We start from the raw sequence: 23,163 nt of genomic DNA on the forward strand, positions 1-23,163 counted from the left end.
ATGTACAAACGGTGGCGGAACCTCGCGTCAATCATCATTGCATTGATGTATTCCGCCGGATGCGCGGGCTGTGCAATTGCAGAGAGCGAAACCCAGCAAAGCGTAATCGAACTGGGGCTTGCTCGCCCGGCCACTTCACGGGAGGCGGTCTGGATTCAGGTCCATGCCGGGGCGCTTCCACGTGGAACGGAGATTCGCGTCAGCACGGGCGAAGGCGTACTGCTCGGCACCGTATCGCCTTTCGGTGGACCGCAGGGCCCGGAAGCCGTCACGTACACCATTCCCCTTCCTCAGACCGCCATTATCAACAATCGCGTGCAATTACGTCTTGAGGTCGATGAGCCGGGCGCGCCCGTCCGCGCACCACGGCCGGGCGAGGTGGAGAGCGTCAATTTGATATATGTACCGATCAGTCATTGAAAATCGGGGATCGGCGCCCGGAACCCGATTTTTTTAAAAACCGTATTTACAATTCTGACGGATCTTCCTGCGAAAGTGAGGCGGTAGGTCGGGCTCAGCCCGACCTACCTTACCAATTTCCGTATATTTGACGCCAATGCCGGTCCGCTGACTCATTCAAAAGATAGCCCATCACTTCAATTGTTCATGAAGCAATTTCAATATGCGGTTTGCGTCACTCGATTTCTCTGGTTCGCCCTCGCTATTCAACACCTTGACATCGGTGCTTTCTCCCGCCGCTCCGGCTTCACTTAACTGGATGCGGAATTGATCCCGCTTCTCGTCCTTCTCGTCGCGCCAGAAGAGAAGTTTCGAGAGAAAGCCTGGCCCGGCACCACTGTCCACGTCAGGGTTGATATAGCGCACGAAATAAATCCCTTGCGAGCGATTACGATCCTCGACGGTAAAACCAATACGGTCAAGCGCCAGTCCCACCCGCCGCCAGGAACGATCAATGGCCTCATTCACGGTAAGCACTTCATTTTTTTCGCCCGTCAGGCGCGCGCGCTCCGGCGCGTTACCGGCATTGGCTACTGCCGTTCTCGCACGCTCTTCCGCGACCCCGAATCGCATCATCAGGCGCGAAAGCATCTCCGCCTCCAGATCCGGATCGGCAGGCCGAGGCTGCCAGCGGGTACGAGTATCACCCTCCATCACCTCGTCCATGCCGCGATGGCTGATGTAAATCTCGGTGGCACCGTCCTCTCCGCGTTCCAGACGAGTACGAAACTTGTCGCGCTCGGCGGTCGAATAAAGGGTATCCAGAAATTTACCCAGCGTGTTACGGATAATATCATCCGGAATCTTCGCGCGATTTTCCGCCCAGTCGGTTTCCATCACGCCGGCTGCGGGCATTTCAACCTTGACGATAAAACCCAATTCCTGCCAGAACTCTTTTACTACCGGCCATATGTCCTCAGGTTCACCTGTCACCACCAGCCAGCGCTGAGTGCCCGAGCGCTCCATGCGCACACCGCCCTCATCCACGGTGGGTAGAATGGCACTGCCGCCCCCGGTTCCGGAGCTTTTATTGCGCTCTTTATCATAAGCGGAAAAAGTTGCGGTTCCCGTCGGGTTGATATCCGGAACGATATAGCGCTCATCCGAACTAGGCATGGTTAAATCGGGCGGGATCTCCAACGGTGGAAGTTTACCCGCCGACTTGTAATTTATTTTCTTTGCTTCCGGTAGCAGACTGCATCCTGCCACGGTCACCGCTAAACATAGCGCGACCATCATCCTCCATCTCATGCGCAACGCTCGATTCCTCGTAAATTCCGGCCGATCATCTATATGGTTATCCCGGCCTTGTCCATCGCTTCTCTTACAACTTGATGATATCGATCCGATAATGGGGTCAAAGGCAGACGAAGGGTGGCACCTATCAACCCCATCTGTGATATTGCCCATTTTACCGGAATGGGATTCGCTTCGACAAACAAATCGAGATGCAACCTCAACAACTTACTGTTGGCAAGACGAGCAGCGGAAAGGTCGCCTGCAAATGCCGCAATGCACATCTCATGCATCAACCGGGGCGCAACATTGGCCGTTACCGAAATGATGCCGTGCCCGCCCAGCAGCAACATCGCCAAGGCACTCACATCATCTCCACTATAAACCGCAAAGTCTTCCGGCGCCCGGCACAGCAGATCGAAACCTCGCCCCATATCGCCGGTCGCATCCTTGATACCAACGATATTGGGAATCTGTGCCAGCCGCAGCACGGTATCATTGGCGATATCGGCCACTGTCCTGCTGGGCACATTGTATAAAATCTGCGGAATATCGACTGCTTCCGCTATTGTCTTGAAATGTTGATACAAACCTTCCTGGGTCGGCTTGTTGTAATAGGGAACCACCGAGAGGCTTGCATTCGCGCCTGCGTTCTTTGCGTAAATCGATAGATCGATTGCTTCCCGCGTTGAATTTGCACCGGTCCCAGCGATAATCGGCACACGCCCAGCAGCACGCTCCACGGCGGCCCTGATCAGCAGATGATGTTCGTCGAAATCCACCGTTGGAGATTCGCCGGTGGTACCCACCACCACGATGCCATCGGTTCCTTCCGCTACATGAAAATCGATCAGGGCGTTGAAACGCTCCAGATCCAGTTCGCCATTGTCATGCATGGGTGTGACGATGGCGACCAGGCTGCCTTTTATTGCAACACTATTCATGACGGATCCATCCAGGAAACATTAAAAACCATATTTTACCCGAATCTCGGCGCTACCAAGAATATTCGCCTCGACCCGGCATTAACCCGGCACTAATACGTACAAGAGGCACTTGCTCACGCAGATCGCGCTTTCAGACAACGCAGGAATGGCCGGGTTCCCGGATGACTTGAACAAATCCAGGAGGAGAGTAGGACGTGGGCTTGGGGCAGAAGCTTAAGCGGCTAAAATGGCAACGGAAACGGAAAAGGATACAAAGCAAAGCGGCGCTTTCGGGAAAAGATTCGGTGTGGAGCCGGACGCAAGCGGCTAAGGGAATTCATGGAGTAATTTTACCCATGATAAATACGTCAGGATAAAAGAAGATCGTCAGGAATGGACTACATGCTGGCACGGTTTGGCCGCCCCAGCATGAAATCTTAAGCAGATTGAATGTTTGATGCTTGCTTGCCCTTCGCACCCTGCGTAACCTCAAACGCTACTTTTTGACCTTCTTTGAGCGTCTTGAATCCAGACATGCCGATTGCCGAGAAGTGCGCGAATAAATCCTCACTGCCGTCATCAGGGGTAATGAAGCCAAAACCTTTTGAGTCATTGAACCATTTTACTGTACCAGTTGCCATTTTTACTTCCTTTAAAAAATCGGGCCGGAGCCCGGGAAACATATCAGTCAAAAAGAGACCTCGTTTTCAGGTCTGGGCGCATTTTGACAATCCTTAAGCGAGAAATATGTTCGCTACCGCACGTACGAAATCCCAGCACTCGCTCAGGCCATGCATTTTTTGGTACAAGTCGATCAATTGCGGCCAGGTTTCCATTTCCAGGCAGATGAACAGCCCTTCCTTGAAATGCCAGGCGAATGGAATGCCGGGGGTCGCCATCAATGCCTCATTTGTAAATGCACTGCCTGCCAGTTGAGCAATGCATAGACGACATCCAGCCATTTTCTATTCCCAGCCGGCATCTGTACCAAGGCCTCATCCGTGATGGAACCTTATTCATTGATGGCATATGTAAAATTATCGCTTTTCAAGATGTCGAATGGAACATGGGGCACTGGAACTGCTGCATTGCATGTGTTCTGATCTCCATCAAATAGCCATGGGGATCAAAAAACAAGAAAACCGCAGGGAAGCAGACTATGCTTTTATGGAACTGCTTCTTCAAAGGAGAAAAATAATGTTACATGCCGAAGACCCAACGAGCGCCAATCGCGTTCGCCGCTCAACAGCAGCAGATGTGAACCACGAAATAGAACGCCGAACAAATAGCAACATCCGGCGTTACGCCAACAGCAGCCCGGAAGTCATCGATAGGCGCATCCAGGAACTCGACAGAGAGTGGGACGTCGAGCGCGCGCTTGAAGTCAATGCCGCGACAGTGGCCTTGGCCGGTCTTTTGCTCGGCGTGACGGTCAACAGGAAATGGCTGGTGTTACCAGGGGTTGTACTGTCATTCCTGCTGCAGCACGGGCTTCAGGGATGGTGCCCGCCATTACCCATATTGCGGCGCTCGGGTGTACGTACACGGGGGGAAATAGACCGGGAAAAATACGAGCTAAAAGCGTTGCTGGATGGAAGGTAACCTCTGGCGGGCGGAGAGCGATTACGAAGAAGGCCGATCCTATTATTTATCGGCTCAAACGTATACAGACTTGATCAAGGAGTTCTGTGATCCTTCAACCTAAATCCGGTAGTTGGACGGGGTGAATTGTACGGCTTTTGGGGTGCAGGGCAAGGCGCAACGACGCGGAATGGTCGTTCCATTCCAAGAAGTTGCAACGCAGCCATGTGCCCCAAAAGCCGTACAATTCACCCCGTAGCGCCCTCACCGGAAGGTGAGCGTCAAATAATATGAAATATTGTTATTAATCATAATATTGATCTGTCAAATGAGCGGTCAACTACCGGATTTAGGTTCAAGCAGGTCGGTGCGGCGAGCCAAGTTAAAGGGACAGTTCGATTCCTGATTTCGTCGATAATCGACAGATAAGCCTCGATCCATAAGCGAGTCTACTTCGGGACCATCCGCTCCATTATCCGCTCGGTGTAAACTTTTTTATGGGAGACTGGCCTGATGCACAATCAGCTTCTCGTCTTCATTGCGTGGAGTATTCTTGCGCTGTTCGTTGCCTGGTCAGTTGCCAGAGCGCTTATCATTCACTTCTTTCTCTGACGCTTATCCCTGGTTTTTATCAGGGAAATTACGCCAAAGAACGGTGCCACGCCGAACTGCCGGGCTAGCCCGGCCTGAGTGGACTATGGTCCTGAATCCGGCACCTGGACGCGCTCATTTGCCTCTTGTCACTCATTTGTCAGCTAGGCGCAGGTCCACCGCCGGGTTAAGGATTATTGCCTCGATTGCTCAGAGTTGGCGGAGGAACGTCTGCTCCCCCGTCTGCTCACGACTTCGCAAATACCATCACGCCATTTCTGCAATCCACGGTAATGGTGTCCTTGGCGCCAAAGTGGCCTTCGAGTATTTCCTTTGCCAGCGGATTCTCGATTTGCGCCTGGATGGCACGCTTCAGCGGGCGTGCGCCAAAAATGGGATCGAAACCCGCCTGGGCAAGCTCCGCCAGCGCGGCATCGGTCACCTCGAGTTTCATCTGGAGCTTGGCGAGCCGCTCTTCAAGGTATTGCAACTGTATCCGCGCTATGGACCGGATATGCTTCTCGTCCAGCGCGTGGAATACCACCACCTCATCGATGCGATTGATGAATTCGGGGCGGAAATAGGTCTTCACTTCGCCCATCACCGCCAGCTTGATCACCTGATAATCATCCCCCGCCATTTGCTGGATCATCTGCGAGCCCAGATTGGAAGTCATGACGATGACCGTGTTCTTGAAATCCACCGTGCGCCCCTGGCCGTCGGTCATGCGGCCGTCATCGAGCACCTGTAGCAGGACGTTGAACACATCGGGATGCGCTTTTTCAACTTCATCCAGCAGAATGACCGAGTAGGGCTTTCTGCGCACCGCTTCGGTGAGATAGCCGCCTTCCTCGTAACCCACATAGCCCGGCGGCGCCCCGATCAATCGTGCTACCGAGTGTTTTTCCATAAACTCGGACATGTCGATGCGGATCAGATGATCTTCGGAATCAAACAGAAAACCTGCCAGCGCCTTGCATAATTCCGTCTTACCCACGCCGGTCGGTCCCAGAAATAAAAAGGAACCATACGGACGGTTGGGATCGGACAGCCCCGCGCGCGAACGGCGGATAGCATCCGACACCAGGCGAACCGCCTCATCCTGGCCAACCACGCGATCATGCAGTTTTTGTTCCATATGCAGGAGTTTTTCGCGCTCGCCCTGCATCATTTTTGAAACGGGAATACCGGTCGCACGCGATACCACCTCGGCGATTTCTTCGGCGCCCACCTGGGTGCGGAGCAGCTTCGGTTTGCTCTCCGCAGCACCTCGCCCTGCCATTTCGCTTTGCTGCTGATTGTTGAGTTGCGATTGCAGTTGCGCTTCCAGTTGGGGAATCCGGCCGTATTGCAGTTCCGAGACTTTTTGCCAGTCTCCTTTGCGCGTAGCCGCTTCTATCTCCAGCTTGACCTTCTCCATCTCCTCCTTGATGTGCTGGGACCCCTGCACCTGGGATTTTTCCGCTTTCCAGATTTCCTCCAGATCCACATACTCGCGTTCCAGTTTCGCTATTTCGTCCTCCAGCAAGCCCAGGCGCTTCTGTGAAGCCTCGTCTTTTTCCTTTTTTACCGCCTCACGCTCGATTTTGAGCTGGATGAGACGCCGGTCGAGCCTGTCCATCACCTCGGGCTTGGAGTCGATTTCCATGCGGATCCGTGCCGCGGCTTCATCAATCAGATCGATGGCCTTATCCGGCAGGAAGCGGTCGGTTATATACCGATGCGACAGCTCAGCCGCCGCAACAATGGCCGGGTCAGTGATATCGACACCGTGATGAACTTCGTATCTTTCCTGCAATCCACGCAAAATGGCGATGGTCGCTTCGACAGTGGGTTCTTCCACCAGGACCTTCTGGAAACGCCGCTCCAGCGCCGCATCTTTCTCGATGTATTTACGATATTCGTTCAGCGTAGTCGCGCCAACGCAATGCAATTCGCCACGCGCAAGCGCAGGTTTAAGCATGTTTCCGGCATCCATCGCGCCTTCCGCCTTGCCCGCGCCCACCATGGTATGAAGCTCATCAATAAAGACAATAACGCTGCCTTCCGCCTGAGCGATCTCCTTCAAGACAGATTTCAGGCGCTCCTCGAATTCACCTCGGTATTTAGCCCCGGCAAGCAGCGCCGCCATATCAAGGGAAAGCACACGCTTGTCCTTCAGGGTTTCCGGTACTTCGCCGTTGATGATTCGCTGGGCCAGGCCTTCGGCAATGGCGGTCTTGCCCACGCCCGGCTCCCCGATCAGAACCGGATTATTCTTTGTACGCCGCTGCAATACCTGGATAGTGCGGCGGATTTCGTCGTCGCGCCCTATCACCGGATCGAGCTTACCCATGCGCGCGCGCTCGGTAAGGTCAAGCGTATATTTTTTCAAGGCTTCACGGCTGCCCTCCGCTTCGGCGCTTCCGACGTTTTCGCCACCCCGAACCTCGCTGATAGCCTGTTCCAGCGCTGCCCGGTTGGCGCCGTGCTGCCTCAGCAGATTGCCGGTTTCGCCTTTGTCCTGAAGCACGGCCAGCAGGAACATCTCCGATGCAATGAATTGATCGCCGCGTTTCTGTGCTTCCTTGTCGGCAAGGTTGAGTAAATTGCCCAGCTCGCGCGAGGCATTGATTTCCCCCCCCGTACCCTCCACTTTGGGTAAACGCTCTATGGCTTTTTTCAGTGCATCGCGCAGGGGAGGAACATTTGCACCCGAACGTTGCAGCAGCGAAATCGTCCCTCCATCCTCCTGTTGCAAGAGTGCAAGCAGCAGATGCTGTGGCTCAACATAAGAGTTATCCTGCCCTACCGCGATGCTCTGCGCATCCGCTAGCGCCTGCTGGAATTTGGTGGTTAGCTTGTCGAAACGCATGGGATTTCCTCGGTGGATTATGGATGACTACTATATGTGGGAGCGAATCGCAATTTCAATATAGTACAGTAGCGCCGTAAAACAGCAGGGGTCATCATTCCGCCGTTGTTATTCTGGGACAATTCCGCACGGCAGCATGATTCAAGAGGCAAGCTGCACGATAAAAATGGCGAGAAACAATACTATACTGACGAAATATTCGCCGCTATCCTCTGCATTGCAACGGTCATCATCGTGACGCTGGGTTTGGCTGGCGTGTTGTACATAATTGCAGGTCAACCAGGAGCGTTAAATGACGATCGCCTCCAATCTCTTGCATCGGCATATTCAGACGTTTGTCGAGGACAACGCGCAATGGCAGGCGCTGATCGCCGATGATCTCTTGTGGGAGCTACCCTACGCACCCTCCCTCGGCCATCCGGCGCGGCTGACGGGACGACAGGAAGTGATGAATCATGTAACCTGGTTTCTGGGCGCGGTAGAAAATTTTCGCTTCCTCGATGTCAAGGTCTACCCCTTTGCCGATTCGGAAGCGGCAGTCGCCGAATTCGGGGCAGAAGGGCTCATCAAGTCCACAGGACGTATCTATGTCCAGAATTACGTATTATTTCTGCGGGCTGCAGGCGGAAAGATCACGTTCCTGCGCGAATATTTCGATCCCGTGCGTGCTGCCAAGGCGCTGGACGCCCCGATTCCCGGTCTCGAAACCTGAGGATAACTGGTGCATCAGGGGACTGCCCATTTAACACAGCTTGACCAGGTTCAGTCCGGGCACGACCATCTGTAGGCAGCAAGCGATTCCTACACCTTGCCGCATTCAACCTTGAGACACTTCAGGATAAGGATACAGGATGTTGAGCGCCACGCTTTTGCCTGCTGTCTCCACAATACGCACATGCTCGCGCCTCAATTGACGGGCATGGTGCAATCCGCATGAATACGAGATCATGTCGATTTCGCTATTCATGTTTCTTGCATAATTGGCGACTCGCAGGTATTTCTCCTCCACCACCAGGCCACGCTGCAAACGCCTGTTGTGCGTGGTAATGCCGGTAGGGCAAGTATTGGTATGGCAGCGCATGGCCTGGATGCAGCCCAGTGAAAACATGAAACCGCGTGCGGTATTGACGAAATCCGCACCGGCGCACAGCGCCCAGGCCGCCCGCGCCCCCGTTACAAGCTTGCCCGCCGCGACGATGCGTATGCGATTTTTCAAGCCGGATTGCAGTAGCGAATCCACCACTCGCGGCAATGCTTCCGCAATGGGCAGGCTCATGTGGTCGACCAGCGTCTGGGGTGCGGCACCGCTGCCGCCTTCGCCCCCATCGATCGAGAGAAAATCGGGCGCATATTCGGCGCCGCGACGGTTCACCGCATCGCACAAATCGTTTATAAAGCGCCAACCACCGATGGCGGCCTTTACGCCGACGGGCCGTCCGGTGAGTTCACGGATATACGCTATCTTGTCGAGCAACTCGTCCACATTACTGATATCGGCGTGGCGATTGGGGCTGATCGAATCATGATGAGCAGGAATACCACGGATGGTGGCGATTTCGTCGCTCACCTTCACGCCGAGAAGCAACCCGCCCTTGCCTGGCTTTGCGCCTTGGGAAAGCTTGATTTCAAACGCCTTGACCACCTTGGCCAGTTCCTTTGCCCGCTCAGGAGAGAAACTGCCGTCCTGCTTGCGGATACCATACCGGGCGGTGCCTATTTGCATGACGACGTCACAACCGCCTTCCAAGTGGTAAGGCGAAAGCCCGCCCTCCCCTGTATTCAGCCAGCACCCCGCCTCCGCCGCACCGAGCGACAGTGCACGCACCGCAGGCGCCGATATCGCGCCGTAGCTCATGCCGCTGATGTTGGTTATGGACCTGGCATGGAAGGGATGCTCGCAGAAACCCTCGCCGATGAGAAGCGATGGGGTCGGCAGGCGCTCGCTTTCCAGCAGCGGAAAAGCGACATTGACAAAAAGGATCGAGCCGGGCTCGCGCACATCATTGGTGGACCCGAAACCAACGATGCCGCCCTCGTTCTTCGCATTCTTGTACACCCAGCTTCGGGTAGCACGATTAAACGGCATCTCGTCCCTGTCGCCCGAAAAAAAATACTGGCGAAAATATTCCCCCTGCTTTTCCAGAAAAAACCGCAGATGTCCAATCACCGGGTAGTTACGAAGGATGGAATGCTTTTTCTGCGTCACATCCTGAATGAACAGGAACACGATGATCGCGATCACGATCAAGCCAAGTATGGAACCAAAACCGTAGGAAATTACCTTCAGTGCATCAGACATGCTGCCTCCACCCTCTCATTCAGATAAAATACTCCGATTCCATAACATAAGAAAGCCACGCTGAGTTCATGGATCTAGCAATCACAATTGAAGAAAACGTCCGTGCGGCCCTGGCCGAGGATATTGGCGCGGGTGACCTTACTGCAAGCCTCATTCCCGCCGAAAAGGCCGCGGTCGCCACTGTCGTCAGCCGCGAGAATGCAATTTTATGTGGCACTCAGTGGTTTGACGCATGTTTTCGGCAACTGTCGCCGGAAGCCGAAGTGCATTGGTTTTCCCAGGACGGTGAAGCGATCGGCGCCGGCCAGCAACTCTGCGAGATAAAAGGCAATGCCCGGCCTCTCCTCACAGCGGAGCGTGCCGCACTCAATTTTTTGCAACTACTGTCGGCTGTGGCAACGCAAACCAGGCGTTATGCAGATGCAGTGGCCGGAACCGGGGCAATAATCGTCGATACGCGCAAGACACTGCCGGGGCTGCGCCTGGCGCAAAAATACGCAGTCAAATGCGGCGGCGGCGCAAACCATCGTCTCGGTTTATATGATGGCATACTCATCAAGGAAAACCACATCGCCGCCGCGGGGGGAATCGAACCTGCCCTGCGCGCCGCGAAAAGAATTGCGCCGGCAGGCGTGTTTGTTCAGATTGAAGTGGAAACGCTGGACGACCTGCGCACCGCGTTGGATGCGGGGGCTAAACTGATTCTGCTGGATAACTTCGACCTCGGCACTTTATGCGAGGCAGTCATCCTGAATGCGCGGTTGACCAACCGGGCAGCGGCGCTGGAAGCATCGGGAGGGATCACCCTCGACAACGTCCGCGCGATAGCCGAAAGCGGCGTGGACCGAATTTCGGTCGGCAGCCTCACCAAGGATATAATGGCAGTGGATTTATCGATGCGCTTTTCAGTCGACCCGCACGGTATACCGTGACGAATGCGCTAACCCGTTCCCTTCATGATGAAGTCGAGGCGCAATGCGACGTAGTTGGTTTATCGTCAGTTGCCATCGATTATTTTCTTTTTTTGATTTGCTTTATCAGTTTATAAAATGCGTGATTGGAACGTGACAGCCTGTTCGGGACTATTTCCTGTTTAATTCCATCGGTCTCCAGCATCGCCATTGCTGCACGGCGCGTCTCGGCAAATTGCGCCAATCCCATTTGAATTTGCTCGTCCACCCATTGCACGAACAGTGGGTGGGGCGCAAATCCGCTTCCCAAGTCATACTCCAGGCCGGAAAGGAACTCTTTCTCCGGTCCCTGACCGGTGGTTCGGGCAGGGATTACAATCGCCCTGCCTCCATCGTTTCCCGCCTCTCCAACCATGTCCCGGACTTTGCGGATCCAGGGTTCCCGTTTGTCCGGCCAATCTTCACGCCAGGTTGCAACCTTGATTGCGTGAAATTCGCCCTTACCGGCATTTTGCATATGGGCGGCCATCTTCTCCAGCACCCTGTTCCACTGATCGTTCTGATGATCGCTACCGGAACCATGCGCGACCAAAATAACGGTATCGCGCACCGGGTTCCTGGACAGCGTGCGAGCGCGCTCAAGCAATGCGGCGGCAAATAGCGAATGGGAGTCCAAGCCGCCCACGGTCCGGATAGGCAACCGGGTAAGGATGCGCGGCGCCGGAATGCCGGCGCCTTCTCCATGCCCATGCCCATGCCCGGCATGATTATCGGCGGCGTCCCGTGCGATGCCTTCCACGTCCAGCCCGGCCATGCGTTCAACCGATTTGCGGAAACTATCCTCCATCGCGAACACCCGCACAATTATCGCGGCTTTTGCACCGCGCTGCTCCAGCTTGCGGATGGCACGCTCGACAGTCACCGGGTCAGCCATGGAAAATGCGAATTCGATTTTGTACCGCTTGGCCAAAGGCTGTACCGACTCGCGCATTGTTTCATTCCAGTTGAAGTCGGCACCGTGGGACAAAAATACGATTCCGACATCTTCGGCGGCAAGCGGCTGGCTCAGGCTGGCTTCACGCTCAAACCACGCCGCCAGTCCGGCGGCGATCGGGGGGATATTTTTGCTGCGCCCGGCTCCGTCACTCGGTTGCATACCCGCACTATCCTCGGAAACCAGTTGAGCGCCCGACGGCAATAGCCATTTGAGCTTCGCGTCGAACGACATCATGCTGTCGAGCCTGGGGCCGAGGTGAAATGGCATCACGACGGTTTTTCCGCCCCCGGGGCCGGCAGCGCCGGCCAGTTCCTGCTTCAGCCTGGCGGTTTGTTTCTCTGCTTCATCTTTTTTATCGTAGCCGATCACCACGCTGACGGATGCAAAATCAAACCCGGCAGCGGCCTTCTCCGCGATATGCTTCCAGTCATCCAGCATTCTCTGCTCGCTATCGCTGTCCACCGCGCCGTACCCCACAACGATCAGGCTGGTATCCGCGGGGGATCGAATGGTGCGCAATCTATCCACCAGTGCCTCTACGGCGAAGACGCTCTCGCCGTAGGAGCGTGCATACGAAACCGGTACGCTGACTTTTCCGCCTTGAAGCAGGTTGCGGGCCAGCCGATAGCGGGGATCCTGCGGGGACACAAACAACGGAATCGTCACGATGCGCTCCGCGCCTCTTTGCAAAAGACTGTCCACCTCCGTATCGAGATATTTCTGCGTGCGTTCGTCGGTAACGAATACCAGTGAAGCATTGCGTCCTTTTGCAAACAGGTGGAATTCGTCGATGATCTCCTCGTTGCCAAGGAAACCACGATCCGCTGCGACAACCAGAAATCCTGTCTGCCTGTCTTTTCTGCTCAAGGTCTCTTCCGCAAAACCGGATTTGATCGATACCGCCAGCAGCACAACCAGCGCAAGGCAATAACAGGGTTTGAGCATTGACATGTGTTTTTTCGTATTCATGTTTTCCTTACTATTTGATAAAGCGTACAGAATCGACTGGGATATGAAGATCCCTGAAAAATTTCATTTTGTCAGGGCCGAAGCCAGCTGGCTGGCTTGAGAACTGTTCCAAGACCATGCTCAATGAAGGTTTGTCGCAACGGCGGAAAAACGTGCGAGAAGCCCCTCCGCATCCATGCCCGCTTTGCCTGCCATGTAGAAAGCTGCCTGAACATCGAAGCTATCGGATGCCGGGTGCAGGACGAGCATATGAATGTGATGGGCAATGGCCAATTGCATTGCCGGGTCACCGGGGCGCGGCTTGTTGGTGAGCCACGACAAGGCCGCCAACAGCAACCGCACCGATGGCTTGTCGTTCAGGTCTCTGGAATTTCTCATGGTTTAGAATTGGTAGCTGAGGCTCACGGAAAAGTTGCGCCCCGGCCGGGTATAGCGGTCAGGGCCGCCGCGCGAGTCGGCGGTGTGCGGATCATTAACGGGCACATCCGCCCATTGCCAGTATTTCTCGTCCAGCAGATTGAATATGCCTACGGACAGCCTGCCGGTGCGCGCAAATTTCCATTGGGCCAGAAGATCCATCACGGTATAGCCGGGCGGCAGCAGCAATCGATTCACGCCTCTCGATTCGAGGGCTGTCTTGCGCATTGCCGCCGTGACAAGCGATTCGATGCGGAACGGGCCGCGCTCATAGGACAAGCCCAGTACGCCCGTGGCCGGGTTGATCTGAATGATCGGGAGACCGGTTTCGAGGTCACGTCCCTTTGTCCAGGCAAAGCTGCCGCGCAAACGCCAGCCGGGGTATAGCTGCTGGTCCAGCCTGCCTTCAAAGCCATAGATGCGCACCCTTGGCAGGTTGCGGGACTGGAATGTCATCAGTCCCGGCACGCACAGAGGATCGCCCGGGCAGACAAGAGGACGCGAGGAGTCGATAAAATCCTCATACCGGTTATCGTAGGCGGTGAGGGATACGGTGCCCCTGTCGCCGTCATGACGCAACGATAACTCCCCGCCACGCACAATTTCGGGCCGGAGATGGGGATTGGCAACCGCTGTATACCTTGCGCTTAAATTGGTAAACCCGATATTCACATCGTTGTATGGCGGAGGCCGGAATCCTTGCGAGTATTGGGCAACGAATGAAAAACCATAGCCCATGTGCAGGATGCCGGAAAGCTTGGGCGAAAATGCGCTGAGCCTGACATCCGCCACATCGACGCCTGGATTGCGCTCAATGAAAAGCGCATCCGGCTTGGGCTTGAGAGAATAATTGTCATAGCGCAAACCGGCGACAACCGTGAATCGGTCGGATAGCCACCATTCATCCTGGAAGAATGCAGCCAACTGGGTGGCGCTTGACGGGGGAAAATCCCGCGTAGGTAACAGGTCGGGGCCGATTTGCTTCGTCTGCGTACCCAGCGTGAGATAGCTTTGCAAGCCGTCGCGTGCCTGCTTCGTATCTGTGCGAAAGGCTTCTCCCCCCCATGTGAGGGTATGAGCGCCCCACATTTCAAATATCGATTCGGTTTGCAGCTTCGCTCCGGTCAATGTCTGCCTGAAGTCGAAGTCGCGTTCGATGAGGCTTCTTTGGTCGCCAGCGGCGGGAGATCTATCCAGAAACTCGTCGCGCGTATGCTGCCGGGTCCTGCTGTTCTGCTGGTAGAGCTTGAGGTTGATCGTACCGGCCGGTGTATTCGCAATGCGCTGGTCGAGCGAGATCCGGTCGCGATCATAGGCATCCTTCGTCGTGATCCCAACCCGCCGGCCTCGTGGCAGCGACAGGATATCCGTGTCCACGATGCGCTCAAACCCTTCCGCCGCAAACGTCGCCCGGTAACTGGCAAACGGCGTGAACACCAGCTTCGCCAACCCGTTCAGGGTATCGATATCCTGGGGGTTGGCTTTGGTGCGAGTTATCCCGGTACCCCCCACCGCACCCATGGTGGCGGTTTCGTGTCCGCTGCGCTGCACCCCCCGCAACATCAGCTTGAGATATTCGTTGCCCGTGGCAAGCGTGCCGATGATGCCGAGCGAGCGATCCACGCCCTGGTATATGGTTTCAGGGCTGATGGCAAACGAACGGCCTTTCAGGAAATCCTCCGGCTCCGGGGAACGAAACGAGACGACACCCCCTACTCCCTCCGACCCTTGCAGGGCGGAACCGGCTCCGCGCTGAATTTCCACGCCGGAAAGCATGCCGACGTCGACCAGGTTGCGGCCGGTATTGGCAAAACCACCAATGACGAAATTATCCGGCTGGCGGATGCCATCCATCTGGATCAGTATGCGGTTGCCGTCCAGTCCACGGATATTGAAACCGCTCAGGCCAAAACGCGATGGATTGTTGCCGACCGATATCCCTGGTTCATAACGGATCAAATCCTTGATGGACGTAGCCATTTGTTCCTTTATCGTCTCTGCGGAAATGACGTTCAGCGTGACCGGCACGTTTTTCATGTCGCGCTCGGGGCGGAGCGCCGACACGGAAATGGTGCGAAGCACGTTTTCCGCGCCTGCTTTTTCAGGTAGTGAATCCATGCACGGAGCCGCTGCCGCGACCGGCGGGGAACCGGCCTCTGGGGTGGGCTTTGGAAAAGCGGCAGCGACTGCAATTTTCAGTTCGCGTTCCGCGCATGGGGAAGGAAAGGCAGAAGCCTGATCGGCAGGTACCTCGGCATAGGCCGCGTATGCAGGCAGGAGTAGCGTGCCCACCAGAAGGCAGGCTTTATATTTCTGTTCCATTTGGCCTGATCGCGCACCATCACGCTTTTCTATACCTGGGTATTATTTCCGACGCTACGCCGGCGAATAATCGTCCCCATCAACCCCAGTCCGGTCAACAGCATGGCCCATTCACCGGGTTCCGGAACGGGAGCGGCAATATCCAGGACGGCTTGCGTGAAGCTCTGGTGCGGTCCGATACTTTGCATATCTATGTGAAACACAGTTGGGGCCGCGTTCAAATTCCATACCGCCAGATAGTGGTTCAACTCGACCGGCCCCATGGAGCTGGAGAAGTCAGGATCGGTATAGGTTACTCCCGCGCTGGTGGGCGCTATTCCATTCAGTTGGATGTTGCCGTAATCCATCACTGTGCCCCAGGTTTCGAATTGCAATGCCACTGTAAGCGGACCATTGAAAGCAACAGCAGGCGTGACATCGATGTCGAATATCTGAGAGCCGGTAAAGCTATACAGATTTCCCGAGGTCGCGCCGAAGGTCCCGGCATTCCAGGTAAAAGTGGCGCTACTTACGCCAGACGAGTCATAAACCGAGGAGTAGGGAGTACCGGGCATGCCCCCAACAAAATTATCCCATTCCGCATATGCGGTACCTGCATCGCCCCGGGCCCATCCGCCCCAGGCAGCCGTGGCATCGCTCGGCTTGTCGAAGCCGAAGCCGGCGGCATAGGGATCGGGCCCGTTGGCGATATCGGCAAGGGCTGGAGCGGCCAGCAGCAAACCGGCAATCAAACTTATGGATTTCAATTTCACGTCAAGATCCTCCATGGATGAATGAACAAAGCAAGTACGCTAGCCCTAGGTGCCAGAGGCACATGAGCAGGCATATGTGGAAACTCCACATGTCAAACGCTTATTGATTGCGGGCGGAATCGGCTGGCGGGTATTTCGGGGAACCTGACTGGCAGGATTTTCCGGGGCTGGCGGCCAGAGGTAAGAGCCTGGCGTGGCGGGCGGACAACAAACTACAGTTATTTTTATTTTTGAAAGCTCGAGAACGGCTTCTCAGATCTATCGAAGCCGTAAGCGACGACAAAATAGTAATGAGAATGAGAACTGTTGTCAATTAATATATTTAGAAATGACTCTATTCTCATCTTTATAGTAATAAGAGCCGGCTCTTCATAAAACAGGGATAACACCCTTGGATCAAGGGAATTTCGGCTGTGCGGCTAATGCTCCGGCTTAATATGCTTTGCGCTCCGTTTACTGGGAATTCGTGATAGATGGAGTAAAAATCATCATTGATAATAAGAATCATTTGCAAATGAGTTTCGATAATATTATGATTCTTACAGCTCGGCCGCAGCCTTGCAGTGGATTGTCAAGGTGCATCGCTGCTGCTTGCTGCCAGATCGACTCCTTGCGTCAAGGAGATCCTGACTCTCTATCAACCAGAACGAAAAGGAGAATCGTTTGTCACGTTATACTGGACCGAGACTCAAAGTCATGCGCGCACTTGGGATCGAGTTGCCGGGCTTGTCCCGCAAATCCCTTGAACCGGGAAGCTATCCGCCCGGTCAGCACGGACAGAAAAGCCGTCGCCGTTCCGATTACGCGGTGCGCCTGATGGAAAAGCAGAAGTTGCGTTTCAACTATGGCCTATCGGAAGCCCAAATTCGGATTTTGTTCAAGGAAGCCAAGAAATCCCAGACGCCGACCGGCGAGAAACTGCTCGAACTGCTTGAGCGCCGCCTCGACAATCTGGTATTTCGCGCCGGTTTCGCACCGACCGCGGCCGCTGCCCGCCAGCTTGTCCGTCATTGCCATGTCATGCTGAATGGCCGCTTGGTGAACATCCCATCCATCCGGATAAAAACTGGCGACGCCATAGCCCTGACCGATAAGGCAGCGCGCATTCCTTCGACCATGGAGTGCCTACTCGCCCCTGCCCTTACCCACCCGGAATGGATCAGCTTCGATGCTCGGACCCGATCGGCTGTCGTCACCCGCCTGCCAGGCGCCGATGAAGTGCCTTTCCCTATCGAGGTGCAGCACGTCGTCGAGTATTACGCCGTGAGGTTGTAACGGATGAGGCCCAAGACCTGCAATCAGGCTGATACACTACCGGAATACTCCACGAATCCGGAACAGGCCTTGGCAGCCCTGATCTGCCTGATGTCACGCTTTCCGGCGAGACGTTCGCGGGCGGTTGCAGCGGCAATCATTATTCACTTGCGCCTTATCCGTGATGATCCTCGCCTGTCGCACGTGGTACGCGATTGTGCCGATAATCTGATCGAGGAGTGGGAAGCCTACGCCGCCCTGTGCGCACCGGATGCAGCCATTTCGCAATGGCGTCTGCCAAACTGAGCGGTCTCTTGGTCACCGCTTGGATCACCCTCAGCCAGGTTGGGGCCGAACGTCGGGTCAAGCAGGCGGGTGGCACTGTATTCACACTGCCTAAAATCCGCCGGATTCTTAAAAATAAAATCGTCTGACGATTGAGTGCCATCGCGGGATAGTAAGCCCGGACCTTCGGAATTTTCCTGATTCTGTTGACAAGATATTGCCCCTAAAGAAAATATCAAAAACAGCTTGGGCAAAGCCGAAAGGTCGCGTCAGGCCCCTTGCTTATGTGATTGAAGTCCGGGCAACCGGTGGGTAATCCCTGTGGGAAACCTCGTGGGTGGGGAGTCTCTGTTCATCAGGTTTTCCATCAGTTACCCATGCATTGCATTGAGATCGGTCTGGTTTGAAATGCGGGCTGTCAGGGTGTATGCATGCGTCCAATACGATCAAGGTCATCCACACCCATGATAGGAGAATACATCGCATCGTTGATATTACTCGACCGCTTCCAACCGAACTGCATTTCTCCAACAGCTCGACGGATCATTTTGCTAAACCGGTCAGTTAGTAGGGACGCAGCTCGCTGCGAAAGATCGCCCGGTTCAGTCATTCGAGCTGTCGATACCACTGAGGCGCGAAGACCGCTATCGTGCCACGAAAACATATAACGGAAAGTACGTGAACGCGCATTGATATCTCGGTTTGTCAGGATTATGTAACTCGCATTTTGAGCTCGCCCAGGAAGACGTTCCAGCACTGGTTTTGCAAGCATTAAAATGTCCTCCCCGGCGTACTGTTGCGTTCCCTCGAATGGCTGTAGCTCGCCAGATCCCATTGGTAACGCGCTCTTCATACGCACTCCAAATTCCCGGGAGAAATACTGGGCTAACGACGCTGAAGCATCCGCGGAGAAATCATCCAGCGGCAGGAAATATACGACGATGTCGCGCGAATCCTCTTCTACCGGTGATATTGATGACTGGGATTGCTGTGGCGGCTGCATTGCGCAACCTACTATCATGCCTAATACCGTTATCAACCCTAGCAAACCTGATATCTTCATGATTTCCCTCTACCTACTGAGTTGATTTTCTAAGCCGCACATTCTCTGAATATTCAGGAAACAATGTATATAAAGTAAGAGGGAACGGCTGTGATCTGCTAAGAATATTGTAGCCACCCGCTGGGTGAGTCTTCATGTTAATTGATCCGCTTGGGTTTCCAGGACCATTCCGAGAGTTAGTTTTCGGCGTTGGTTAAACCGGGACAGGGCCTGGAAGGCCCGCCTGGCGTACAAATTCGGCTGGCGACAAGTCGTTGAGAGTCGAGTGAGGCCGACTCTCGTTATAGTCCCGCCGCCAGTCCTCGATGATCACTTTGGCCTCTTCCAACGTTTCAAACCAGTGCAAGTTCAGGCACTCGTCTCGGAATGATCCATTAAACGTCTCGATGCGGCAATTGTCCGTAGGTTTTCCAGGACGGCTGAGTCGATCCGCGCCTGGTGATGGTATGCCAAAAGATCGAGCAACTGCCCCGAGAACTCGCTGCCGTTGTCGACAAAAAGATATTGGGGAGGACCCCGGTGTGTAGCCAACCGATTTAACGCGGCAACCACATGTTCGCTTCGCAAGCGCTGACCCACTTCGATCGCCAGCGCTTCCTTGCTGAAGACATCCACAATCGTCAGCATACGGAACTTCATGCCATTGGCCAGTTGGTCCGACACAAAGTCCATACTCCATACTTCATTGGGTTTGGTCGGCTTTATCTTTGCCTGGCGCGTCACCACCATCTTGCGGCGCCTGGGCAGTTTCGAGCGAAGCTGCAGCTTCTCTTCGCTATAGAGCCGATACGCCTGGTTTTTACCCAGCTGCCAGCCTTCACGCTTGAGAAGCACGTGGATGCGCCGGTAGCCATAACGAACCCGTGTCTTTTGCAATCTCTCGCATCCGCCCTCGTAATGCCTGCTTCGGATCCTTGACGCTCTGATAGTACTGGACGCTGCGCGATTGCTTCATCAATCTGCAGGCCCGCCGCATGTTCAAGTCATAGTGGCTCACAATGTAGGCCACCACTTCACGTCTCAGCGCGGGCCGGGCCACTTTTTTGTGGCAACGTCCTGCAGGATTGCCTTATCCAGGCTCAGCTCGGCAACCAGCTTCTTGAGCCGCCCGTTCTCTTCCTGCAACTGCTTGAGCTCTCGCACCTGATCCGACTGCATCCCCGCGTACTGCTTCTTCCAGCGGTAGAACGCCTGTTCCGATATCCCCACGTGCCGGATCAGATCCGCCACCGGCATCCCAAGCTCCGCCTGCTTCAATACCGCTACGATCTGTTCTATTGAAAACCGCTTCTTCTTCATGGCAAACAGCCCTCCTTTCAAGGTCAAGTTTGCCGAAAAACTCACTTTCTGTCTGGTCCTGAATTTCTAAAGCAGATCACCCCCAACAACGAACCTCTGCGTAAATTGTAAAGGAATGGGGGCGACCCTGGAGAATTCGGTGAAATTTTACGCGGGAAACTGTGGAAATTGAAATCCGGCGAAAGGTGTATGACACACGCTGGATGTGATTGGGGATAGGGCGATGGGAGAATTGTCGGCCGATTTAGAAAATCACGCGTTAATCGAATTGGTCGGAATGCGCTGATCTAGAGCGCATTCCTGGCCAAGCTAGGTGAAATGAAGTCAATCTCTAAAAATAATGTCCAATTTTTTTTGCGACTCTAACTCTTTCTCCTTGAAAAGTTTATAAAATCTATATTCCACCAACCGCCTGCTCAACACTTCAATCGCTGTTTCTACTATTTTTGTTAAAGCATCATTATCTCCAACCGATATTTTCCCGAAACCGCCAAAGCTCACACCGAATCCACCCAGGCTGCGAAGAGATGTGCCAAGTACCATTTTTAATCCATCAGCTACATTGCCTGAGATGTGTCTCATAGCTTTAAATTCCACCGCTGAGATTCCCTTAGAGCCTTTTTCGACTAGAACCACCTCCTTCCCGAAAAAACTGTTTTTTAATGTATGAACTACGGGTTCAAGGTTAGAAGTATTCATATAGTCCGTAACATCATCTTTCTTCCTTGTATAGAGTAGCTCGTATAATTGATCTTCTTCGCGCGGTTGAGGGTCTTCTATACAAATTATCTTTTCCCCTTTGCTATTAGCTGATGTTTTGGTTGCTGTTTTAGTTGATGTAGAATCCTTTGGATTTTTTAGGCAATATTTGACCTCATAAACGGGTTTTTTCTTCGCGGCAACAATGACCGGAGTAGGAAATACGAATTCTGCGAATGCCTCGAGAAAAACAGTAGTCAAACCAATCAATGTATCGTTATCGGTGGACCCACTGAATACTCCATCTTTATCGAAGCCAACGACCACGGATGGTTTTGCTAACTTAGTGCCGTCTCGGAGAACAAAATCTCCGTTATAGTAAGCTTTTGCATAAGTGAACAGCACCTTGCTGAATACTAGTCCGCCTTCCGCCTCCGCTTCCGCTTCCTCCTTTGCTTCCGCCTCCGCGTCCGTTTTTCCTTCCGCTTTCGCTTTGGCTTTTGCTCCCATTTTCCCTTCTGCTTCCGCTTTTGCTTTCGCTTTCGCTTTCCCTTCCGCTTTCGCTTTTGATATTGTTTCTTGAACATCACCATCTGCATACGCTCGTACATATTCTTTATGCATGGCATCTATAAACTCACGCATTCCGAGATTCCCTGCTTCCATATCACCATCTTGGCTGCACTGGCTCATTATTAGTGCCTTCATAGTACCTGCCTTCGCCATGTCTTCTGACAGTGGTTCCTTATCTTCATAATATTTCGGTCTGAAGGCCGTATCGTCGGTTTTTTCGTCGGAAACTGCCTTGATGGGTTCCTTGCTGCATTCATGACCTTGGCCAAGGACCTGTTTTGCAAGTATTCTTAACCCATGACTCTTTTCCTTGTCTTCCAATTCTTCACGGGTAAAGATAGGATTCTTCTGCTCAGTTATATACTTAGTAGGGTCCTTAATTGATAGTGGGGGAAGGTCTTTAATTGCTAGTGAGCTGCAGCCTGTTAAAAGCAAGACAATGCTAGCGGCCACGATATTCAAAGGCACCTTATTTTTCATTCTTGTTCCCCTCGGGTTGAATATTAATAATCACGAAAATATAGCCTGCAGAGGCGATGACTATGTTGGTAATGATACTGTTGAAGCGTAGCTAGACAAATGACAACGTAATCTAATCATAGAAGCTATTCGACCGCCAAGCCAGTATTGGTTATCACCCGATCACCATGTTTGTAATAGAAGTCATTCGGTCGTTTATTTTGGGCGCGCTTCTCAAGGCCTTCCAAGCTAGCATCCTGCTCTTCCAGGAGTTTTTCAACCTCCCTCATATCCTCGAGCATTCCTTGTTTTTCATACTCAGCTTGACGAGATTGCATGACTGGACCGCCAGTTTTGAAGGTATTTATGCAGTTGGAGTTTGCCCCACAGGCATTTCCTGGAATTAATTCCACCCATTTTGGGCCATATAGGTAAACCGCGTAATACATGAGCTTGGATTTCTTCGTTCCTACATTAAGTTCGACCAATGCATCATAAAAACTTCGATGTGTTTGTCGCCATGGCCTCACGTGACGGTTACAGTAGTGATCATGAATGACAGCAGCCTTGATGTAGGATTCGTCGAAAGGTTTTCCGATAAACGGTTGTGCCCAGTTAGGAATGGTCGCTCCATCGGTTTCGTCTTTTGCATTTGCTTGCCATTCAATCCCTTTAGCATCTTTGAATTTGAGGTCATAGGTTAGCTTGCATAACCCCATTGCCTCGCATCCACTGGGACCAAGTTCAAATGTCCCACTAAATTCGGCAGAAGCTGGAGCCGCCGGTACCATGATTAGTATGAATAGCAGTAAGGTAGATTTTTTCATTTTTATTGACCTCCGTTTGGCCCGATACAGCAGCAACATGTTTGCGTGCAGTTGTTATTGTAAAATTCAATGGTTAATTAATAGGCCATCGGGTTTTGGTGGCAAAAGGCTATAAACAATACATTGATAAAAGCATAGTACAGATCGCGAAATATTCAACTCAGCAGTTACTAAACCCGCCATTGAGCGAATTTTTATTTCTGACTCAACCTGAAGTACCAAAATGTGACATCAGGGGAAGGTTTACGATATGCTGGATGTAGTAGGGGTAGGCGATGGCGGAGATGGGTGATGCTGATCTGCTAAGAATATTGTAGCCACCCGCTGAGTGAGTCTTCATGTTAATTTTGACATGGAGGCGAACATGAAGAAGCGATTTAGTGAAGAGCA

At 53.5% G+C, this 23,163-nt stretch carries 20 protein-coding genes and 1 pseudogene; 6 read left to right on the plus strand and 15 right to left on the minus strand.

The genetic code is table 11. The features are described 5' to 3' along the window. Entirely contained in the window at window positions 1-420 is a 420-nt protein-coding gene (locus BLP78_RS13305) for a hypothetical protein (protein ID WP_090459951.1), read from the plus strand. Window positions 421-591: 171 nt separating this feature from the next. Here BLP78_RS13305 and bamC read toward each other — a convergent pair whose 3' ends face one another. From bamC to BLP78_RS15660, 4 genes are all read right to left on the minus strand, one after another. Beyond that, the gene (bamC, locus tag BLP78_RS13310; RefSeq protein ID WP_256330283.1) at window positions 592-1,698 is read right to left on the minus strand and encodes an outer membrane protein assembly factor BamC; all 1,107 of its coding nucleotides are present in this window, start codon (window positions 1,696-1,698) and stop codon (window positions 592-594) included. A gap of 50 nt (window positions 1,699-1,748) precedes the next feature. Further along, window positions 1,749-2,639, minus strand: a complete 891-nt coding sequence (dapA, locus tag BLP78_RS13315; protein ID WP_090459955.1) for a 4-hydroxy-tetrahydrodipicolinate synthase — start codon at window positions 2,637-2,639, stop codon at window positions 1,749-1,751. A gap of 419 nt (window positions 2,640-3,058) precedes the next feature. Next, on the minus strand, window positions 3,059-3,262 hold the full coding sequence (locus BLP78_RS13320; protein WP_025040002.1) for a cold-shock protein: 204 nt from the start codon (window positions 3,260-3,262) through the stop codon (window positions 3,059-3,061). 93 nt (window positions 3,263-3,355) lie between these two features. Continuing rightward, window positions 3,356-3,583 (minus strand): hypothetical protein, encoded by a 228-nt coding sequence (locus BLP78_RS15660; protein WP_176752869.1) that lies wholly within the window; start codon window positions 3,581-3,583, stop codon window positions 3,356-3,358. 235 nt (window positions 3,584-3,818) lie between these two features. On the opposite strand from BLP78_RS15660, the gene BLP78_RS13325 reads away from it, so the two are divergent. Next, window positions 3,819-4,223, plus strand: a complete 405-nt coding sequence (locus BLP78_RS13325; protein WP_090459988.1) for a DUF2892 domain-containing protein — start codon at window positions 3,819-3,821, stop codon at window positions 4,221-4,223. Between the two features lie 817 nt (window positions 4,224-5,040). On the opposite strand, the gene clpB is transcribed toward BLP78_RS13325, so the two are convergent. Beyond that, window positions 5,041-7,647: an ATP-dependent chaperone ClpB gene (gene clpB, locus BLP78_RS13330; protein WP_090459957.1), complete on the minus strand. Its 2,607-nt coding sequence runs from the start codon at window positions 7,645-7,647 to the stop codon at window positions 5,041-5,043. Window positions 7,648-7,939: 292 nt separating this feature from the next. Here clpB and BLP78_RS13335 point away from each other — a divergent pair, with 292 nt between their 5' ends. Continuing rightward, window positions 7,940-8,359: a nuclear transport factor 2 family protein gene (locus BLP78_RS13335; RefSeq protein ID WP_090459960.1), complete on the plus strand. Its 420-nt coding sequence runs from the start codon at window positions 7,940-7,942 to the stop codon at window positions 8,357-8,359. Between the two features lie 105 nt (window positions 8,360-8,464). Here BLP78_RS13335 and BLP78_RS13340 read toward each other — a convergent pair whose 3' ends face one another. Next, complete coding sequence (locus tag BLP78_RS13340) at window positions 8,465-9,946, minus strand: FMN-binding glutamate synthase family protein (RefSeq protein ID WP_090459962.1); 1,482 nt, start codon at window positions 9,944-9,946, stop codon at window positions 8,465-8,467. A 68-nt stretch (window positions 9,947-10,014) separates the two neighbouring features. Between BLP78_RS13340 and nadC the strand changes: the two genes are divergently transcribed. Then, window positions 10,015-10,878 (plus strand): carboxylating nicotinate-nucleotide diphosphorylase, encoded by an 864-nt coding sequence (nadC, locus tag BLP78_RS13345; protein ID WP_090459964.1) that lies wholly within the window; start codon window positions 10,015-10,017, stop codon window positions 10,876-10,878. A 79-nt stretch (window positions 10,879-10,957) separates the two neighbouring features. Here nadC and BLP78_RS13350 read toward each other — a convergent pair whose 3' ends face one another. The 4 genes from BLP78_RS13350 to BLP78_RS13365 form a co-directional block, all read right to left on the minus strand. Continuing rightward, the gene (locus BLP78_RS13350; RefSeq protein ID WP_143002969.1) at window positions 10,958-12,823 is read right to left on the minus strand and encodes a sirohydrochlorin chelatase family protein; all 1,866 of its coding nucleotides are present in this window, start codon (window positions 12,821-12,823) and stop codon (window positions 10,958-10,960) included. 120 nt (window positions 12,824-12,943) lie between these two features. After that, window positions 12,944-13,201: a hypothetical protein gene (locus BLP78_RS13355; protein ID WP_090459968.1), complete on the minus strand. Its 258-nt coding sequence runs from the start codon at window positions 13,199-13,201 to the stop codon at window positions 12,944-12,946. 3 nt (window positions 13,202-13,204) lie between these two features. Next, window positions 13,205-15,562: a TonB-dependent hemoglobin/transferrin/lactoferrin family receptor gene (locus BLP78_RS13360; protein ID WP_090459970.1), complete on the minus strand. Its 2,358-nt coding sequence runs from the start codon at window positions 15,560-15,562 to the stop codon at window positions 13,205-13,207. A gap of 29 nt (window positions 15,563-15,591) precedes the next feature. Next, window positions 15,592-16,314, minus strand: a complete 723-nt coding sequence (locus BLP78_RS13365) for a PEP-CTERM sorting domain-containing protein (protein WP_218118983.1) — start codon at window positions 16,312-16,314, stop codon at window positions 15,592-15,594. Between the two features lie 663 nt (window positions 16,315-16,977). Here BLP78_RS13365 and rpsD point away from each other — a divergent pair. Next, window positions 16,978-17,589 carry a 30S ribosomal protein S4 gene (gene rpsD, locus BLP78_RS13375; RefSeq protein WP_090459976.1) on the plus strand — a complete coding sequence of 204 codons (612 nt, stop codon included), beginning with the start codon at window positions 16,978-16,980 and terminating at the stop codon, window positions 17,587-17,589. A 3-nt stretch (window positions 17,590-17,592) separates the two neighbouring features. Beyond that, complete coding sequence (locus BLP78_RS13380) at window positions 17,593-17,874, plus strand: hypothetical protein (protein ID WP_090459978.1); 282 nt, start codon at window positions 17,593-17,595, stop codon at window positions 17,872-17,874. Between the two features lie 397 nt (window positions 17,875-18,271). Here the strand turns inward: BLP78_RS13380 and BLP78_RS13385 are convergent, their stop codons facing one another. From BLP78_RS13385 to BLP78_RS15820, 5 genes and pseudogenes are all read right to left on the minus strand, one after another. Further along, a complete protein-coding gene (locus BLP78_RS13385; RefSeq protein ID WP_090459979.1) occupies window positions 18,272-18,916 on the minus strand; it encodes a zinc metalloprotease in 645 nt (214 codons plus the stop codon). A gap of 193 nt (window positions 18,917-19,109) precedes the next feature. Further along, window positions 19,110-20,215: pseudogene (locus tag BLP78_RS13390) on the minus strand (IS3 family transposase). A 324-nt stretch (window positions 20,216-20,539) separates the two neighbouring features. After that, complete coding sequence (locus tag BLP78_RS15365; RefSeq protein WP_143002970.1) at window positions 20,540-21,967, minus strand: hypothetical protein; 1,428 nt, start codon at window positions 21,965-21,967, stop codon at window positions 20,540-20,542. A 125-nt stretch (window positions 21,968-22,092) separates the two neighbouring features. Continuing rightward, the gene (locus tag BLP78_RS13400) at window positions 22,093-22,773 is read right to left on the minus strand and encodes a DUF1353 domain-containing protein (protein WP_176752870.1); all 681 of its coding nucleotides are present in this window, start codon (window positions 22,771-22,773) and stop codon (window positions 22,093-22,095) included. Window positions 22,774-22,978: 205 nt separating this feature from the next. Continuing rightward, a partial coding sequence (locus BLP78_RS15820) for a hypothetical protein (RefSeq protein WP_218118984.1) occupies window positions 22,979-23,163 on the minus strand: 185 nt, incomplete at its 5' end.

The sequence above is a fragment of the Nitrosospira sp. Nsp1 genome, assembly GCF_900100985.1.
GTDB lineage: Bacteria > Pseudomonadota > Gammaproteobacteria > Burkholderiales > Nitrosomonadaceae > Nitrosospira.

Excerpts from the sequence above, each read along its gene's own strand:
- BLP78_RS15365 (WP_143002970.1), bottom strand. The coding sequence starts at position 21,967 with ATGAAAAATAAGGTGCCTTTGAATATCGTGGCCGCTAGCATTGTCTTG.
- nadC (WP_090459964.1), top strand. The coding sequence starts at position 10,015 with ATGGATCTAGCAATCACAATTGAAGAAAACGTCCGTGCGGCCCTGGCC.
- BLP78_RS13320 (WP_025040002.1), bottom strand. The coding sequence starts at position 3,262 with ATGGCAACTGGTACAGTAAAATGGTTCAATGACTCAAAAGGTTTTGGC.
- BLP78_RS13355 (WP_090459968.1), bottom strand. The coding sequence starts at position 13,201 with ATGAGAAATTCCAGAGACCTGAACGACAAGCCATCGGTGCGGTTGCTG.
- BLP78_RS13380 (WP_090459978.1), top strand. The coding sequence starts at position 17,593 with ATGAGGCCCAAGACCTGCAATCAGGCTGATACACTACCGGAATACTCC.
- BLP78_RS13385 (WP_090459979.1), bottom strand. The coding sequence starts at position 18,916 with ATGAAGATATCAGGTTTGCTAGGGTTGATAACGGTATTAGGCATGATA.
- BLP78_RS13325 (WP_090459988.1), top strand. The coding sequence starts at position 3,819 with ATGTTACATGCCGAAGACCCAACGAGCGCCAATCGCGTTCGCCGCTCA.
- dapA (WP_090459955.1), bottom strand. The coding sequence starts at position 2,639 with ATGAATAGTGTTGCAATAAAAGGCAGCCTGGTCGCCATCGTCACACCC.
- BLP78_RS13305 (WP_090459951.1), top strand. The coding sequence starts at position 1 with ATGTACAAACGGTGGCGGAACCTCGCGTCAATCATCATTGCATTGATG.
- bamC (WP_256330283.1), bottom strand. The coding sequence starts at position 1,698 with ATGATGGTCGCGCTATGTTTAGCGGTGACCGTGGCAGGATGCAGTCTG.
- clpB (WP_090459957.1), bottom strand. The coding sequence starts at position 7,647 with ATGCGTTTCGACAAGCTAACCACCAAATTCCAGCAGGCGCTAGCGGAT.
- BLP78_RS13350 (WP_143002969.1), bottom strand. The coding sequence starts at position 12,823 with ATGAATACGAAAAAACACATGTCAATGCTCAAACCCTGTTATTGCCTT.
- BLP78_RS13335 (WP_090459960.1), top strand. The coding sequence starts at position 7,940 with ATGACGATCGCCTCCAATCTCTTGCATCGGCATATTCAGACGTTTGTC.
- BLP78_RS13360 (WP_090459970.1), bottom strand. The coding sequence starts at position 15,562 with ATGGAACAGAAATATAAAGCCTGCCTTCTGGTGGGCACGCTACTCCTG.
- BLP78_RS15660 (WP_176752869.1), bottom strand. The coding sequence starts at position 3,583 with ATGGCTGGATGTCGTCTATGCATTGCTCAACTGGCAGGCAGTGCATTT.
- BLP78_RS13400 (WP_176752870.1), bottom strand. The coding sequence starts at position 22,773 with ATGAAAAAATCTACCTTACTGCTATTCATACTAATCATGGTACCGGCG.
- BLP78_RS13340 (WP_090459962.1), bottom strand. The coding sequence starts at position 9,946 with ATGTCTGATGCACTGAAGGTAATTTCCTACGGTTTTGGTTCCATACTT.